Below are 15265 nucleotides of genomic sequence, written 5' to 3'. Positions count from 1 at the left end.
GATCCACGGGGGCCAAGCCAAGATGAAGCAGCGGACCACCTATCTGCTGTTGGCGCTGGCCCTGGTCGGGCTCCTCGCGGGCCTTTTGGTCATGTGGCAAGGGCCGGTAAACTGGGCCCACGTCATCTGGACCGCGGCAACCCTGCCCGTGCTGGGTGCCCTGCTGGTCCAGATCTGGACCTCACTGCGGCGTGGGGATGTGGGGCTCGACGTGGTGGCGGCGCTGTCCATGTCGGCAGCCCTCGTTTTCGGGGAACCGCTGGCCGGCAATGTGGTCGCCCTGATGTATGCCGGCGGGCAACTGCTGGAAAGCTACGCCCAGGGCCGTGCGCAACAGGAGATGACCGCCCTGCTGGGCCGAGTTGCCCGCACCGCCATGCGGTTCGAGGGCGAGCACCTCGTGGAAGTGCCGATCGATGAGGTCGCTCCGGGCGACCACCTGCTGATCCGGCAGGGCGAGGTGGTGCCGGTGGACGGCAGCCCGCTTGATGGCGATGCGGTGCTCGATGTCTCGGCGCTGACGGGAGAAGCCAATCCCGCCCGCGTGGCCGCCGGCGGCGAGGTGATGAGCGGCTCGACCTCGCTGGGCCCAGCCTTCACCCTTCTTGCCACTAACCTCGCACGAGACAGCACCTATGCCGGCATTGTCCGGATGGTGGAAGCGGCCCAGCGCAGCAAGCCGCCCATGGTGCGCATGGCCGATCGATATGCGATCTGGTTTCTGGTGCTGACGCTCGCAATGGCCGGCCTCGCCTGGGGCCTGAGCCACGAACCGGTGCGCGCCCTGGCCGTGCTGGTGGCGGCAACCCCCTGCCCGCTGATTCTGGCCGTGCCGGTGGCCCTGATTTCGGGCATGTCGCGCGCCGCCAGGATTGGCGTGATGATCAAGAATGGCGGCGTGTTCGAAACCATGGCACGGATCAAGGTGGTGATCCTCGACAAGACGGGCACGCTCACCTATGGCCGCGCCGCCGTGACGCAGATCACCACCATGGCAGGCCACACCGAAACCGATGTGCTCGGGCCCGCCGCCAGCCTCGAACAAGCTTCCAACCATGTTGTGGCCGAAGCGCTGATTGATGCCGCCGCCGAGCGCAAGCTGCAACTTTCCGCCCCCAGCCACGTCACGGAAACGCCGGGCACCGGCCTTGTCGGCACGGTGGAAGGGCAGCGCGTCGTGGTCGGCGCACCCGATTGGGTGCTGGCGCAAATACCGCCACCGACAGTGCCGCCAGCCCAGCTTGCCACCCCCGAAGAGGCCATGGCCGTGGCCGTCGCCATCAACGACGAGCTTGCGGGGCTCATCATCCTTGCCGATCGGCTGCGCGAGGATGCCGGCCAGGTCCTGCAGGCACTCCGTGCCGCCGGAGTGGACCGGATCGTACTGGCTTCAGGCGACCGGACTGCGGTGGCCCAGGCAGTGGGCGACCGCCTCGGGGTTGACGCTGTGCGGGGGGATCTGAAGCCGGGCGACAAGGTGGCAGCCGTGCGCTCCGAACATGGGTCAGGCTATACGATGATGGTGGGGGACGGGGTCAATGATGCCCCAGCGCTCGCCGCCGCCGATGTGGGCGTTGCCATGGGCGCGCGGGGTGCGGCCGCGTCCTCGGAAGCGGCGGGGGTCGTGGTGCTGGTGGACCAGCTTGCCCCGCTGGCCGAAGCCATCGGCATTGCCCAGCGCTCGCGGGTCATTGCCCTGCAAAGCGTTACGGTCGGGCTTAGCCTTTCGGTGCTGGCGATGACTGCCGCTGCCTTCGGCTTCTTGCCTCCTGTCCAGGGCGCGCTGATACAGGAAGCGATCGATGTTGCCGTGATCCTCAACGCCATGCGGGCGCTGCGCTGATCCGACGCATGCGCCGGACCCCACCATACCCATCAGCGTTGACGGTGATCAAGAAGGGCCAGTGAGCCGATCCTATAGTGGCAGCCAGCCCAGGAGATTCCCGATATGCCGACGCCAGGTGGCTATCCCCTTGAACCGCGGCCTCGACCCACGAAACGCCCTGGGTCCGCGAACCGTGAAACGGCACTTCCCGACCGCCCGTTCTTGCAGGAAACCAGCAAGCTCAGGCGCGCTCTCGATGCGGCCGGGGTGGCGCTTTGGTCATGGTCGCCCGAAACCGACGCTTTCATCATGGACGAACTCGGCTTCGATCTATGGGGCTTGCCGCGCCGCAGCAGGGTGACGCTGGAGGACCTTTCCTCGCGCGTCTACCCGGCCGACCTTGAAATGGTACGGGCCAATCTGCGGGCCACGCGCGCCATCAAGGGCACCTATGAGATCGATTTCCGCATCCTCGTGAACAAGCAGGTGCGCTGGGTGTCGGTCCGGGGCCTCGGGGAAGACGAGCGGCTGCATGACGGGCAGATGGTGGGGGTGTTCCTGGATGTGACCCGACGCCGGCAGGCCGAGGAAAACAACGCATTGCTGGCGGGCGAAATGAGCCATCGGGTCAAGAACCTGCTGGCCATTGCCGAGGGGCTGGTCGACCTGTCGTCGCGCTCGAGCACCAGCGTTGCCGAGATGACCGCCGAGCTCAAGGGGCGGCTGCAGGCCTTGCGCCGTGCCCATGATTTTGTCCGCTCCCTCCCCGGTCATGCGGCGGGCAGCGCTGCGCTCGAGGACCTGATCAGCGTGATCCTGGCGCCCTATGATGCTTCGGGGGATTTCAACCGGATTTATGTCGATGTGCCCCCGATGGAGATCGGCGAGCAATCGGCCACCACCCTGGCCCTGGTGATCCATGAACTGGCGACCAATTCGGTCAAATATGGCGCGCTGTCCGTGGGATCGGGCCTGCTGGTTATTTCGGGGAGCCTTACCCCCGACGAGCTATGCCTGATATGGACGGAACGCGGGGGACCCCGGGTCAAGCCGCCGACCGACCAAGGCTATGGGGGCAAGCTGCTCAACCGCAGCGTCACGGGCCAGCTGGGCGGCTCGATCCAGACCGACTGGTCCGACGAGGGGATCGTCGTCACCCTTTGGGCCAACACCCACCAACTGGCAGTTTGACGCCAGCTGTCCCTTCGGACCCTGGCCGGGCAGGCGACTGCAGGAGTGGGGTTTGGCTGCTTGCCCGATTGGGGCAGCGATGGGGCCTGTCAGCCCCATCTGCTTGCCGGGCGCTCAAAGCCCGGGGCGGAGCGCGCGGGCGGTGACAGCCACATTGCCTTCGGGGCGGGAGGTATGGCCGGGGACGATCACGCCCATTTCGTCGAGCTCGCGCAGCACGAACTCGGGGAGCGAGCTGCAGGAGCAGGCGGCCTCGTGCCTCAGGTGCCAGCCCAGCAATGCCGAGCGCGGAAACAGCGGGCGCGGGTTGTCACGGTGCCATCTTGTGTTGAGCATGGTGCCCTCCAAACCAGGGCCAGGCATTCAACCTGGAGAGTTGTGTCGGTGGTGGTCCCTGATGGCGACGGGCCGACCGGGAACGAACAAAGCGTTTCCCCATCCAAGTCGCATCAGCGGGTCAGGGCGCGGGATCGCTTGCCCCAGCGCTATTGCGGCTATTGGCTTCCAGCTCACCGTCGCGCCGGGAGGCTCCTTCGGGGTGCAAGGGCAGATCAGCCGCGTCCGAGCCTGAGCCCGGATCGAGCGGGGCCGCATTGGCTTTGCCCGCGCCTGTCAAGGGTGCCGCAGAGCGCAAGGCGCTTTGCCGGAACCGAACCCTCGCCGGCACCGCCCGGAAGGAGCGCGTGCGCCGGAAGGGGAGCGTTGTCGCCTGGTGCCGGCAGCTGCCGGGCGCGGGATTGTTCATCAAACCCGCCGATTTCAACCGCAGTCCATCGAGGAACGCTCTGACCTTGCCCGCGAACTGGGCAATGATCGGCGTGGGAGCCGGATCGGGCACACCGCCCCATGATCGTGCGGCCTCGTGCAGCGCCACGCTGGTCTGGGCGGTGTCACCACGCAGTTCGAACTCGAAATCATCGATGATGGGCTGGGTACCAATGCTGTCTTTCACTTGTTTCTCCTTTCCGATCGGGCGCCTTGCGCGTCACCTTGGAGACTAAGAGCTCCGAACTCAGAGGCCTTGACGGGGGTCAAATCTGCTTCATGCCCGCAGATGGCCTCGAGCGTGGCCCGGTCCAAAATCTCGATGGAATGAATGTCGGGGACGCGGATCAGGCCCTGGTCGCGGAACCGGCGCAGGATGCGCGACACGGTTTCAAAACTGACCCCGAGATAGTCGGCAATATCGTTGCGGGCCATGGGCAACTCGATGCGCGAGCCTGCGCCCTGGCGGGCGGCGAGATCGCACAGAAAGGCCGCCAACCGCTCATCGACAATGGTTTTGCCCAGCACCAGCAGATGCTCCTGGAAGCGTGTCAGGCTTTGCACCACCAGCGGAAAAAGCTTGGCTGCCGCCTCGGCATCACGGTTGGGCCGCAACACGCGGATGCCGGTGACCCCGACCGCTTCGGCAAAGAAGCGATGCTCGCGCCCGCACTCCCAGCCAAACACATCGCCGCCAAAGGAAAAGCCGCAAACCTGCCGCTTGCCTTCGGGCGTGAGGCGGCCGATGCGCACACATCCGAACTCAACTGCATAGATCGGGCCGGCAAGTTCTCCCTGGCCATAAATCTCGGATCCAGCCCCATAGGTGGACAGCGCATCCTGGGCCGTTTCCGCCAAGTACATTGCCGGGCCTGACATGGCAGGGGCCGGCTGTAGCAGCATGGTCTGGAAGGTCATGCAGTTCTCCCCGTATCCTGGTTGATCCCTGTCGATGCACCTGATTTCCAACAGTGCCGATGCGAGGTCGCTGGTCGGACATTCCCGCCAGCTATGGGCCTCGCCCGCTTCAAGGAGGGTAGGGAATTGGGCGACGGGCTCGTTGATGGAAATCAAGCACCGGGTTTTATCGGAGATCAAAAAAGCCGGCGGCATCCCCCGGCACCAACAGCGCCGCAACCAAAGGGACCGCCTGTTGCACCCGAAAAAGGCGAGGCCATAGGCGATGGGGGGAAGGAGGAAACACCGGCGTTTTTCGCTCGCCGGTGCTCAGGCACGGGCGTTATCGCGACATCAGCACCGGCACATCACATTTGCTGAGCAGCGCCCGGGTGACGCCGCCGAGCACGCGTTCGCGCAGGCGCGAGCGGCCATAAGCGCCCGCCACCACGAGATCGGCGCCGGATAGCCGCGCTTCGCTCAGCAAGGCCTCGGCGGCGGAACGCCATCCGGCCAGTTCCTTGATTTCGGCATGGATATCGTGGCGGCTGAGATAGCGCGCGATATCGGCGCCCGACGAGGTCTGGGCCTGCTCTTCGGGCTCATCGGTGACCACGGCCAGCACAACTTGCTGGGCCTTTTTCAGGATCGGCAAGGCGTCCTTGATCGCCCGCGCCGCTTCGCGCTGGTTCTTCCAGGCTACCAGCACGTTTTCGAGCTGGAACGATGCCGGTTTCTGGGGCGGCAGGAACAATGCAGGCCCGCCCGAGCCGAACAGCACCCCCTCCTCGTCGCGATAGTTCTTGTCGGGATCACCATATGGACGGGTGCCAATAAAGAGATCCGAGGCCCGCGCTTCGGCCGCGAGCCCCTCCCCCACGGTGTCGGTGACCCCCGAAACGATGCGCAAATCGTTGGGCACAACCATCAGTGCAAAGCGGGCGGCGAGCACCTCCCGGCGCTGTCGCGTCAACGCAGCCGCTTCGTCCATCAAGGTCGGGAGCACATCGGCATAAATGAGGCCAGGCGAGGCGACCAGTTCGGGCTCAAGATGCACCAGCAGCCCCGTCAGATGGGCATCAAACACCCCAGCCAGGGTTTCGGCATAATCGAGGCGCACCCGATCTTCATCTGAGCCGGTGAGGTGAACGACAATATCCTTGATCATGGCGGGCGCTCACTTGCCTTGGGGGTTGGGTTTGTGCTGCGGGGCGGGCTGCAGGGTACCGAGCGCCAGAAAGAAAAAAGAATAGCGCGACGGCCAGCGGAGCGGGCCAGGGGCTTGGTTGGGGTTTAACATGGCGGCTCCTTTTGTTCCCGCGAGCTTCCCACCTCCAGCCCGCCGCGCTTTGACGGAGGTCAAAACCGGCAACAAGCGCACGCCCACCGCTCGGCCCACGGAATGCCCGTCTCTTGATTCCCGTCAACGCAGCTCGGGCAAGGGGGCGTATCCTCCTTGCACGAGGTAAGCAGGACAGGGCGGATGAAGCCGATCTGGATCGCCGTTGCCATCATTTTGCTGGTCTTCGCCGCGATGGGCGCCGCGATCTACCAGACCAGCCCCTGCCAGCGCATGCTGGGCTTTTCGGCGGCAGCATGGCGCGGCCAGATCGTGGTTTGCTCGAGCGTGTCCGAAACCCGGATCGCCGCCCTTCGCGGGAGCGGTTTGGAGCCTGCCGGAGGCTCACTTCCCTACCGGCAGGCGGCCGGCTGATCCTGCGCGTTAGGAGTCGGGAATGTGCTCGAAAAGCCCGGTTGACGGGCGCTCCGGACGCCCAATCGCACCGTTCCTTGACTTTGGTCACCGCGCCATTTGGTCCGCGATTGTAGCCTTGCTGGCATCCTGAGGGATGCAATCGGAAAGGACCAGACCATGACCATGACTGATAAAACGCCTGCGACCACCAACGGCAATGGCCGGATGCCAGCTTCCACGGGCGAGCATCGGCAGATTGACGCGCTTCGCGACCGCATCGAGGAGTTTTTTTATGCCCTGACCCCAGGTTTTCCAACCTCGCTCAGCAGCAGGATGCGCGGCTTCCTCCCCGATGCCGAGTTGCGGCAAACCGATTCCGGTCTGATGCTGTCGCTCGAACTACCCGGGATGAGCGACGAGGACGTCAAGATCACGGTTCAGGATCGCACCGTGACGGTCAGCGGGGAAAAGCGGGAAACCACCGAGTCCCAGGAGGGCTCGGTTTATCGCAGCGAGCGCAGCTATGGCTCGTTCAACCGCACCTTTACAGCACCCTTCGCTGTTGATCCCGAGAGCGTCAACGCCAAGTTCGAGAACGGCGTGCTGACGCTGACCATTCCCAAGCCGGCGGGATATTCCGATACCCCCAAGGAAATTCCCATCCACCATTGACCATGAGATAAGGCCCACCGTGGGGGCGGGCACCTGCGCAGTTTATCGGGTTGGCGGCGTCCCCCGCCAACCCCCGAGCGGCCGAGGTTATCGGCAGTCTCAGCCCTTTCGGCCCTCGCCGGCCCCAGCAGGCACCGGGTCGCCTTGCTCGGGCCATTGCCCAGCATCATTGCTCGCGAGGAGCTCGAAATGAGTGATCAATCCACAGAGCACAAACGCTATGGCGCCTATGTCCTGCTTGCCCGCAGTGCAATCATGCTGGCAGCCGGGATTTATGGCCTCAATGACCCCGAAGCGGCCCTTCGGCTTCTCGTGGTGATTTCCGCGATGCTGCTGGTGGCGGACGGCATGCTTGGGCTGCTGGCCGACATTTTCCGCACCCCCACCATCAACCTGCAATTCAACGATGTCGTGCGCAACGTCCTCGAGATCCTGGCCGGCATCCTGATCTTCAGCAGCCAATATGTCAGCCCGGAAGTGACGCCCAAATTCATCATCACCGTGGTGGGTCTTCTCGGCATTTGCGCTGGGCTGGTGGAACTCTACATCGTTTACAAATATCGCAGCACAGTGGATCGGTTCTGGCCATCGGTGTTCACGGCGCTGGCTCATCTTGGCGTCGGGATCGTGCTGCTGGCGATGCCATCGCAAAGCGCTCTTCAACTGATCAACATCGTTTCCATCCTGCTGATCGTTTATGCCTGCGCCCTGCTGGCGGTCGCCTGGTATATGCTGCGCTCACGCCAGCCCGCAGCGCCGCGCCAGGCTCCGGCCCCCCGACAATAAGCGGCGGGCTAGAAACGCTTTTGGGGGGCGAAGCCCCCCTTTTTTTCGGATACTGATCGGGATGGTGGTCCTGGCCCCTGTGGCCTGAACCCTCGCGCCAGGGGCGAGCTGAGCCTTAGCTGGTCGCCCCAATGGTCCGGTGCGCCATCGCGGGGGCAGTGCCGATCCGCCTTTCATTGGCGAGCCGCGCCCGCTCGCGCGCTGGCGACAGCACCCCCGCGCGCGCGGTGTAGCGCTCGAAGGTCATCGAAAGCACCGCTTCCAGGGTGAAATAATAGCGCAGCATGCGGAAGGCGATATAGGCGGGCAGCTGCAGCAAGTCGCCAGGGCGAAGATTGACGAGAATGGCGATAACTGCGTTGAGCAATGGGGCGCCCATCAGAATGGCCAGCAGCGAGGTGGCGCTGGCCGTGCTTCTGGGATCGGCATGAAGCAGCAGGAAGTTGATCGCGAAAAACAGCAGCGGCCAGCCCATGGCGCGCCGCCCCGTATTCATCAGCATGAAGGGCAGCACGATCTTGCCACGCACCGAGGGGGTAAAACCTGCCAGCAATTGGCGGTTCCGGGCCGCCACATGATAAAGCGAGCGATACCAGCGCTGCCGCTGTTCGCGCAGATGCGCAAAGCTGCGTGGCACCTCGGAGATGAACCGCAGCTGTGGATCAACGATCAGCCGATACCCGGCTTCCCCGATCCGCAGCGCGGCGTCGGTATCCTCGCCGTTCAAGCCATTGGCGAACCCGCCAACCTCCCGCACAACCGCGGTGCGGTAGCAGGCGAACATACCGGGAATGCCGATGATCACGTCCGCAGCGCCGAAGGCGACCTGATCATAGCCCGACTTGAGCAACACCTCGATCTGGCGCGGCCCATCAAAGGCTCCGCCACCTGGCGGCATGGGCATGCCACCGACACAGCCGACATAGGGATGGGCGAAGTGCGCGAGACAATCCGCCAGCAGCTGCGGATGGAGCAGCGTATCGGCATCGAGGCGGGCAAAGAACTCGGTTTGCACCGCCGCAAGGCCCCGGTTCAAGGCACGCGACTTGCCCGGCGTGGGCTCACGCAGCAACTGCCCCGTCACATGCTCGCAGCGCGCAAAGGCTGCCTCGGCCGCCGCCGGCGTATCGTCGCTGGAGTTGTTGTCCACAACGATCAGCGTCACGGCGCCGGCATAATTGCCTGCCGCAATATCGGCCGCCGCGATGGCGGCGGCGATGTTGTGGCTTTCGTTATGGGCCGGAATGAGCAGGGTTATGTCGGGGGCAAAATTCTTGCGGCCCCGGAACAGGTTCTGAAACGCAGCCAGGATGTTGAGAAGAAAGAAAATCAGCGGCACGAACATGAACAGGCCGACGGCGACGCCCCCCAGCAGCGACATCTCGCGCAGCCGGTAAACAATGGGCAGATCAAGCCGCATCACCCAGACGGACACCGCCGCCGAAATCACGATGGTGCTGGCAAGGGTCAGCAGAGAGCCCAGCTTGAACCGCAAGTTGAGCGGAGCATCGTCGCGCTCGGGCATATCGGCGCAGGACAGCATGGTGAGCGAAAAGATGTAAAAGCCCGCGAGACCGGTGATGATGCTGATCGCCTGCAGGGGCAGGCTCGCGCCGGTCAGCGCCAACAACACGCCATTGCAAAGATCGAGCGTGGCACAGAACAGGGCAAAAGGCAGCACCAGCTCCAAGCCAAACAGCAGCCGCGCCCAGCCTGGCGCCTGGATCGTGGTGGCGAAGGCCAGATAGAAGCTCAACACGAAGATGCGCAGCGGCACGGCATAATTGCCGTCATATTGCGAGAAATAAAGGTCGCCGTCCGGGAATATCGCCCGGAGTGCCGGTTGCCGTTCGACCAGGATCAGCAGCACGAACGAGATCAGCGTAGCCAGCGCCAGCACCTGTGGGGCACTGGTGCTGGCTACGGGGCGGGAAAGCAGCGGCGGCGCCGAATCATGGGATCTGTATTGATCCGGCTGCAGCCGATGCTGGAGTGCCTGGCGTTGGGGTGTTTCTACCATGATACAAACAGCGCACCGGGTTGAACAGGATCGGCAGTCCCGCGGTCGCGCCACTCGTCCAAGGGCCAGACGGCAACGCCATCAGGGTCCTGGCCTTCATGGGCAACAACAAGAAAGCCCTGGGAAGCATCGTTGTCGCGCAGCGCCTGGAGCGCGGGCTCGTCCAGCATCTGGATGCTGACCGGCTTTTCCTCGAGGAACGAGGCCGGCACATCGAGGGGCAGGATCAGGTCAAGCAGGCGCTGGGTCTGCAATGTCGCGCCCTGGTCGGCGCTGGCGGGACCGGCAACAAAGACTCCGCCCGAGCCGGCCAGCGCGGACACGAGGACCTGCTTGGCCCCTTCGGGGGTCTGGACGGGATCGAGATAGCTTTCGGGCAGCAATTGCGCGGCAGCTTCGGGCCCGGCCCGGCAGATGCCCTGGTTGGGGGAATTGTCTACCAGGACGATCGCCAGCTGGTTGGACAGGAACTGGGACTGGGCGGGCAATGGCACATCGAGGGTGATGGCGCCATCGGTGCCGGGATGATTGGCGGCATGAACGAGATTGCCATTGAGCAGCACCCGCAGCGACCACTGGTTTGGCTCGACGAGTTGACTCGTCTTGAGCGCTAGATGGAGGCGTGCTGGCGCGAGCCCATCGGGCAGGTCGGCGAGCTTGTAATCGAGCAGCCAGCGGCTCGAGCCGCGGAAGGTATGCGCCGCCAGATCGGGGGTAAGCGCATTGATGGGCAGCGGCCATTGGGCCTCGTAACTGGCGGGCAATGTAGCCCCCTTGATCCGTGCGACCATGTCGAGGGCCTCCGTTCCGGCAAGCGTGATTTGACCGGCGTCGTTCATGCTCAGGGGCTCGGCGGCCTCGGCCACGAGCGAAAAAGATCCGTTCTGGTCCAGGGGGCGCGCTTGGGCCGGAACACCCTGGCGCGACAACCACTGCGTGGCCCAGGCCTGCATCGCCGGCTGGTCGGGCGCCCACAATCCGATCGGCTCGGAGGCGAGCGCGATCCTGGTTTCCACATCGCTGCGGGGCGCATCGAGCTGCAGGGCCAGCCCACTGCTTTCGAGCACCGCGATGGCAGCACCCAGATTGGCGGCATTGGTGGGACAGATCTGGCCCCAATTGGTGGTGCCATTGGCATCGAGGGTGACGAGGATTTCTCCCGCCGCCAAATCTGCCGGCAGCAAGGGATAAGTCAGCTGCAGCGTGGTCGTGCCGCGCATGAGCACAATGGCATCGCGTTCGGTGCCGTTGACGAGGACGGTCAATAATCCATCGCCCTGCTCGACCAGCTCGCTTTGCAGATCCAGCTGCACCTGGCCCTCAACAATGTTGACGCCTTCGGGCAAGGGGAAACGCAGGGTAGTCTGGGCGGGGAAACCCGCCAGACCCATCCAGACGCCGGGCTGTGCCCGAGGAATGCGCACGACTGCCTCGCCCGCGGTCAAGCGGGCCGGAGCTGCCTGTTGTCGACCGGTAGCGGCTGGAGCCGCTTCGGCTTGCGCCGCCGCCGCAGGGGCCGCCGCTTGGCCCTGGGCTGGGGGAGCCCCGGCCGGCGGGCTGTCAGCCTGCGCAAGTTGGATGGGTGCTGCCTCGCCTCCTTCCGAGAAGCCGAGGCGCTCGGTGAGATTGGCGGCAAAGCCGGGGTCGCTGAACAACACGGACAGTGTCGTTACCCCAAAGATGATCACGGCGAACATGACGAGGCGGAGGGCATCACGCATGGCTCAAACTCACTCTTTCACAAGGCCGGGGCGATGGTTTCGGGTCCACAAGGAGCGGGCCGCCACCATTTTGGGGTTGTAGCGCGACTTGAAGCGCTCCACGATTTCCATGGTTTCGCCGAACAGCTGTTCACGCAGCAGGATCGGATCGAGCCCTAAAGATCGGAAAGCCGCATTGGACATGAGCAGATCGTTTTCGGCGTCTTCATTGCGGGGATTGTCGACATAGGCGATGCGCGCGCCGGTCATGGCGGCGATCATCTCGGCCAGGTCCCGCACCCGTTTGGTTTCGGCGACCTGGTTGAAGATCTTGACCCGATCGCCGGGCTGGGGCGGATTGTCGATGGCGAGCTGGACGCAGCGCACCGTGTCCTGGATGTTGATAAAGGCGCGCGTCTGCCCTCCGGTGCCATGCACGGTCAGGGCATGGCCCACCACGGCCTGCATCAGGAAGCGATTGAGCACCGTGCCGTAATCGCCATCATAATCGAAGCGGTTCACGAGCCCGTCGTGCTGGCGGGTTTCCTCGGTCTGCGTGCCCCAAACAATGCCCTGGTGCAGATCGGTGATCGGCAGGCGATCATTGTGGGCGTAGTATTGGAAGATCAGCTGATCCATCGACTTGGTCAGGTGGTAGACCGAGCCGGGACTGGTGGGGAACAGGATCGAGCGCTTCACAAAATCATTGTCGTGGGCCTTGATCAGGACATCGAGATAGCCTTCGGGGATTTCGACCCCGGCGCTGGCATAACCATAAACGCCGGTCGTCCCCAGATGGACGACGTGAATAGACTTGGCAAGATCAACAATGGCCGCCAGCAAGTTGTGCGTGCCACCAATATTGTTCTCCATCGTATAGCGCTTGTGACTTGAATTGGTCATCGAGTAAGGGGCGGAGCGTTGTTCAGCAAAGTGGACGACGGTATCGGGCGCAAATATCTCGATGGCGTCGCGCAGGCTGTGGAAGTCGCGGGCGACGTCGATAAAGAAGTAGTCGATCTGCTGGCCCGATATATCCCGCCAGATGTCGAGCCGCTCCCGAATGGAGGTGATCGGGCTAAGGCTGCCCGCGCCCATTTCGTCATCGATGTGGCGGCGCGACAGATTGTCGATGATGCCAACCCGGTAGCCGCGGGCCGAAAGGTGCAAGGCTGTGGGCCAGCCGCAAAAGCCGTCCCCGCCAAGAACGAGTACCGATCGCATTTTCAACTCCGCACTGGGACATGCATCCGGGAGGACGCTCCTGATAGCGGGGGATCATAGGGGGCACATCGAACAGCTTATTGACATTGGTCAAGATTGCGGAATTGTTCCGGTACAAAGAAGACAATCCGGAACAATAAAGTTAGAGACTTATTCCACTATTTGCTCGCGTGTATTTCAGACTGTCACACAATCTAAATTGCCACGATCGCAGTTCTTCTATGAATCAAAATCCAAGTACTATGGCAACGGAACTAAATATTGCCTCGACGTATTTTGATTTTTGTCAGGACGGCGGTGAAGCTTCTTCAGTTCACGTACCGGCGGACACACTTGATTTTCAAGGAGATGGCAAGGTGAGTGACCTAATAGCGATATCGTTTGACGACGTGAATGAAGCCGACCGCGTGCTCCACGAACTCAATCAACTCCAAAAGGAGTACCTGATTGATCTCGACGATGCCGTGGTGGTGATCCGCCGCCACGACGGCAAGATCAATCTCAAGCAGAGTTACAATGTGGCCGGCGCGGGCGCCGCCTATGGTGGGCTTTCGGGCATCGCCTGGGGCACCCTTGTCGGCCTGTTGTTTCTCAATCCGCTCGCCGGCCTGGCCATAGGCGGACTGCTTGGCGCTGCCACTGGCGCCATTTCGGGGTCGCTCGTCGATTATGGGCTGGATGACACCTTTGTCCGCTCCGTGGCGGAAAAGCTCACGCCCGGCACCTCGGCCTTGTTCATCCTCGTGCGCAAGGCGCAACCGGAAAAGGTTATCGCCGAGCTGTCCAAGTTCAATGGCACGATCCTGAAAAGCTCGCTTTCGCCCGACCAGGAGAAAAAGCTGCACGAGGCAATCATGCGCGCTCGCCAGCAAGACAATCCGGTCGCAGCCTAAGGAGCCATGCCATGCATCTTGCTGCCCCAGACTGACGACCCTCCCGATCAGCAGCGCAATGAACCCTTAGGAGCCAGGCATGAGCCAACATGTTAAGACCTCCAGTGCCGAGGCACCTATCTCCATCTACAGCAATGGCATGAAGATCTACCGGCAAGGGGACCCTTCGGGGTCCCTGTACTCGGTACAGTTCGGGTGCGTCCTCCTGGCCCGCGTGACCTATGGCGGCAATCGCCAGGTCGGCGGGTTCTTTTTTCCCAACGAAGTGTTTGGCTGGGAAAGCGAAAGCGAACACTGTTTCTCCGCTGAATCGGCAGGAACCACCGGTATTCGGGTGTTCGGGCCCACCAAGGACCCCAATGCCGCCGAATGGCGCCACAAGCAACTCCTGCCCAGCCTCACCCGCCTGCGCGAACAATTGTTGATCGTTTCGCTGGGAACGGCCGATGCGCGGCTCGCGGCGTTCTTTTGCGACCTCGTCGAGCGCAACGGCAACAATCTCCTGGCGCTTCCCATGCACCGGCTCGACATCGCCGCTTATCTTGGCATCAGCCCCGAAACGGTTTCGCGGGTCCTGCGGCGGTTCAAGGATGCCGGGATCGTCAGCGTGCCCAGCACCCACTACATCAAAGTGCTGAACCTGCCCGCACTCCAGCAGATTCAGTGATCGGATAGCTCCCGCCCCCTCCCCGCTGGGGGAGGGCGGGCCAGAGCGCCTCAGTGCACCACCAGGCCCTTGGGACACAACCGTCTAAGCAGGCACGGCGCTAGCGGGCCATCAGCACCGGAATATCGGCATGGGTCAGCACATAGCGGGTGGCCCCGCCCAGCACCCAGTCCATGAATTTGGAATGGCCATAGCCGCCCATCACCAGCAGATTGGCCCCGGTGCGCCCGACCTCGTCCAGCAAGGCTTCCCCAGAACCTTCGGTATCGGTGTCGAGCGTCCTGACCTCGGCCGAGATGCCGTGGCGCCGCAGATGGCGGGCAAGATCACCAGCGGACAGGGCGTCCTCATCCTGGCGCAGTGACACGATGATGACCTGGCTGGCTTGCTCAAGAAAGGGCATGGCTTCGGTAATGGCGCGCACCGCCTCGCGGCTGCCATCCCAGGCGACCGTCACCCTATTGAAGCCATTGGTGTGCCGGCCATTCTGGGGCACGAACAAGCACGCCCGTCCCGAGCCGAACAACACGGACACTTCCATGTTCACGTCCTCAGCCGGATCCTCTTCGGGCCGGGCTGCCACAAAAAGGTCGGCGACGCGGGCGCGCGCAGCCATGGCCTGCCCCGCAGCGCCCGACGACACATCGAGCCGGCGCACATCATGGGGGATGCCCAAATCGTCGAACCGGGTTTTGAGCTTTTTGAAGCTTTCATCGGCGCGCGCAGCGGACTGCTCGAACCAGGGTTCCATCCCGGCCATCACGATGGGGTCGAGATCGGAGGTTTCGGGCAGGATATGCACGTAAAGCCCCGTCAGATGGGCATCGAAGCGGTTGCCAATGGATTCGGCTACCCCCAGGCGCGCTTGGTCCTGGTCTGAACCGGTGAGATGAACCACGATGTTCTTGATCATTTTGCAGCCCTTTTCG

Annotated in this window: 15 protein-coding genes; 7 read left to right on the top strand and 8 right to left on the bottom strand. The window is 63.3% G+C overall.

Annotated elements, in window-relative coordinates; all coding sequences use genetic code 11:
• The first annotated feature begins 22 nt into the window (after positions 1–22).
• Both HRQ64_RS18945 and HRQ64_RS18940 read left to right on the top strand, forming a co-directional pair.
• Complete coding sequence (locus HRQ64_RS18945; protein WP_172125667.1) at positions 23–1843, top strand: heavy metal translocating P-type ATPase; 1821 nt, start codon at positions 23–25, stop codon at positions 1841–1843.
• Positions 1844–2047: 204 nt separating this feature from the next.
• Complete coding sequence (locus HRQ64_RS18940; RefSeq protein WP_248307136.1) at positions 2048–3016, top strand: sensor histidine kinase; 969 nt, start codon at positions 2048–2050, stop codon at positions 3014–3016.
• A gap of 114 nt (positions 3017–3130) precedes the next feature.
• On the opposite strand, the gene HRQ64_RS18935 is transcribed toward HRQ64_RS18940, so the two are convergent.
• The 4 genes from HRQ64_RS18935 to HRQ64_RS18920 all read right to left on the bottom strand — a co-directional run bounded on the left by HRQ64_RS18935 (position 3131) and on the right by HRQ64_RS18920 (position 5846).
• Positions 3131–3352, bottom strand: a complete 222-nt coding sequence (locus HRQ64_RS18935; RefSeq protein WP_127754605.1) for a hypothetical protein — start codon at positions 3350–3352, stop codon at positions 3131–3133.
• A 121-nt stretch (positions 3353–3473) separates the two neighbouring features.
• Positions 3474–3968, bottom strand: a complete 495-nt coding sequence (locus HRQ64_RS18930) for a hypothetical protein (RefSeq protein ID WP_172125663.1) — start codon at positions 3966–3968, stop codon at positions 3474–3476.
• Entirely contained in the window at positions 3965–4699 is a 735-nt protein-coding gene (locus tag HRQ64_RS18925; protein ID WP_127754607.1) for a helix-turn-helix domain-containing protein, read from the bottom strand. Before HRQ64_RS18925 ends, HRQ64_RS18930 begins: the two co-directional genes overlap by 4 nt.
• Positions 4700–5021: 322 nt before the next feature.
• Complete coding sequence (locus HRQ64_RS18920) at positions 5022–5846, bottom strand: universal stress protein (RefSeq protein ID WP_127754608.1); 825 nt, start codon at positions 5844–5846, stop codon at positions 5022–5024.
• Positions 5847–6161: 315 nt separating this feature from the next.
• Between HRQ64_RS18920 and HRQ64_RS18915 the strand changes: the two genes are divergently transcribed.
• The 3 genes from HRQ64_RS18915 to HRQ64_RS18905 all read left to right on the top strand — a co-directional run bounded on the left by HRQ64_RS18915 (position 6162) and on the right by HRQ64_RS18905 (position 7832).
• A complete protein-coding gene (locus tag HRQ64_RS18915) occupies positions 6162–6392 on the top strand; it encodes a hypothetical protein (RefSeq protein ID WP_172125661.1) in 231 nt (76 codons plus the stop codon).
• A gap of 159 nt (positions 6393–6551) precedes the next feature.
• Entirely contained in the window at positions 6552–7046 is a 495-nt protein-coding gene (locus HRQ64_RS18910; protein ID WP_127754610.1) for an Hsp20/alpha crystallin family protein, read from the top strand.
• A gap of 189 nt (positions 7047–7235) precedes the next feature.
• A complete protein-coding gene (locus tag HRQ64_RS18905) occupies positions 7236–7832 on the top strand; it encodes a DUF308 domain-containing protein (RefSeq protein WP_172125659.1) in 597 nt (198 codons plus the stop codon).
• Between the two features lie 115 nt (positions 7833–7947).
• On the opposite strand, the gene HRQ64_RS18900 is transcribed toward HRQ64_RS18905, so the two are convergent.
• Genes HRQ64_RS18900 through HRQ64_RS18890 form a run of 3 tightly spaced genes read right to left on the bottom strand, consistent with a single transcriptional unit; the run spans position 7948 to position 12776 of the window.
• Entirely contained in the window at positions 7948–9852 is a 1905-nt protein-coding gene (locus HRQ64_RS18900) for a glycosyltransferase family 2 protein (protein ID WP_172125657.1), read from the bottom strand.
• A complete protein-coding gene (locus tag HRQ64_RS18895; RefSeq protein ID WP_172125655.1) occupies positions 9846–11573 on the bottom strand; it encodes a cellulose biosynthesis cyclic di-GMP-binding regulatory protein BcsB in 1728 nt (575 codons plus the stop codon). Before HRQ64_RS18895 ends, HRQ64_RS18900 begins: the two co-directional genes overlap by 7 nt.
• Before the next feature lie 9 nt (positions 11574–11582).
• Entirely contained in the window at positions 11583–12776 is a 1194-nt protein-coding gene (locus tag HRQ64_RS18890; protein WP_172125653.1) for an NAD-dependent epimerase/dehydratase family protein, read from the bottom strand.
• Between the two features lie 221 nt (positions 12777–12997).
• On the opposite strand from HRQ64_RS18890, the gene HRQ64_RS18885 reads away from it, so the two are divergent.
• Both HRQ64_RS18885 and HRQ64_RS18880 read left to right on the top strand, forming a co-directional pair.
• The gene (locus tag HRQ64_RS18885) at positions 12998–13669 is read left to right on the top strand and encodes a DUF1269 domain-containing protein (RefSeq protein WP_248308282.1); all 672 of its coding nucleotides are present in this window, start codon (positions 12998–13000) and stop codon (positions 13667–13669) included.
• A 79-nt stretch (positions 13670–13748) separates the two neighbouring features.
• Positions 13749–14336, top strand: coding sequence for a helix-turn-helix domain-containing protein (locus HRQ64_RS18880; RefSeq protein WP_127754616.1), 588 nt, complete (start codon positions 13749–13751; stop codon positions 14334–14336).
• 100 nt (positions 14337–14436) lie between these two features.
• Here the strand turns inward: HRQ64_RS18880 and HRQ64_RS18875 are convergent, their stop codons facing one another.
• Complete coding sequence (locus HRQ64_RS18875) at positions 14437–15249, bottom strand: universal stress protein (protein WP_172125651.1); 813 nt, start codon at positions 15247–15249, stop codon at positions 14437–14439.
• Positions 15250–15265: the final 16 nt, after the last annotated feature.

It is taken from the genome of Devosia sp. 919, from assembly GCF_013185965.1.
Classification (GTDB): domain Bacteria; phylum Pseudomonadota; class Alphaproteobacteria; order Rhizobiales; family Devosiaceae; genus Devosia.
This window is presented reverse-complemented; position numbering and strand designations above follow the sequence as displayed.

Excerpts from the sequence above, each read along its gene's own strand:
- HRQ64_RS18880 (WP_127754616.1), top strand. The coding sequence starts at position 13,749 with ATGAGCCAACATGTTAAGACCTCCAGTGCCGAGGCACCTATCTCCATC.
- HRQ64_RS18890 (WP_172125653.1), bottom strand. The coding sequence starts at position 12,776 with ATGCGATCGGTACTCGTTCTTGGCGGGGACGGCTTTTGCGGCTGGCCC.
- HRQ64_RS18905 (WP_172125659.1), top strand. The coding sequence starts at position 7,236 with ATGAGTGATCAATCCACAGAGCACAAACGCTATGGCGCCTATGTCCTG.
- HRQ64_RS18875 (WP_172125651.1), bottom strand. The coding sequence starts at position 15,249 with ATGATCAAGAACATCGTGGTTCATCTCACCGGTTCAGACCAGGACCAA.
- HRQ64_RS18900 (WP_172125657.1), bottom strand. The coding sequence starts at position 9,852 with ATGGTAGAAACACCCCAACGCCAGGCACTCCAGCATCGGCTGCAGCCG.
- HRQ64_RS18935 (WP_127754605.1), bottom strand. The coding sequence starts at position 3,352 with ATGCTCAACACAAGATGGCACCGTGACAACCCGCGCCCGCTGTTTCCG.
- HRQ64_RS18915 (WP_172125661.1), top strand. The coding sequence starts at position 6,162 with ATGAAGCCGATCTGGATCGCCGTTGCCATCATTTTGCTGGTCTTCGCC.
- HRQ64_RS18910 (WP_127754610.1), top strand. The coding sequence starts at position 6,552 with ATGACCATGACTGATAAAACGCCTGCGACCACCAACGGCAATGGCCGG.
- HRQ64_RS18925 (WP_127754607.1), bottom strand. The coding sequence starts at position 4,699 with ATGACCTTCCAGACCATGCTGCTACAGCCGGCCCCTGCCATGTCAGGC.
- HRQ64_RS18945 (WP_172125667.1), top strand. The coding sequence starts at position 23 with ATGAAGCAGCGGACCACCTATCTGCTGTTGGCGCTGGCCCTGGTCGGG.
- HRQ64_RS18895 (WP_172125655.1), bottom strand. The coding sequence starts at position 11,573 with ATGCGTGATGCCCTCCGCCTCGTCATGTTCGCCGTGATCATCTTTGGG.
- HRQ64_RS18920 (WP_127754608.1), bottom strand. The coding sequence starts at position 5,846 with ATGATCAAGGATATTGTCGTTCACCTCACCGGCTCAGATGAAGATCGG.
- HRQ64_RS18885 (WP_248308282.1), top strand. The coding sequence starts at position 12,998 with ATGAATCAAAATCCAAGTACTATGGCAACGGAACTAAATATTGCCTCG.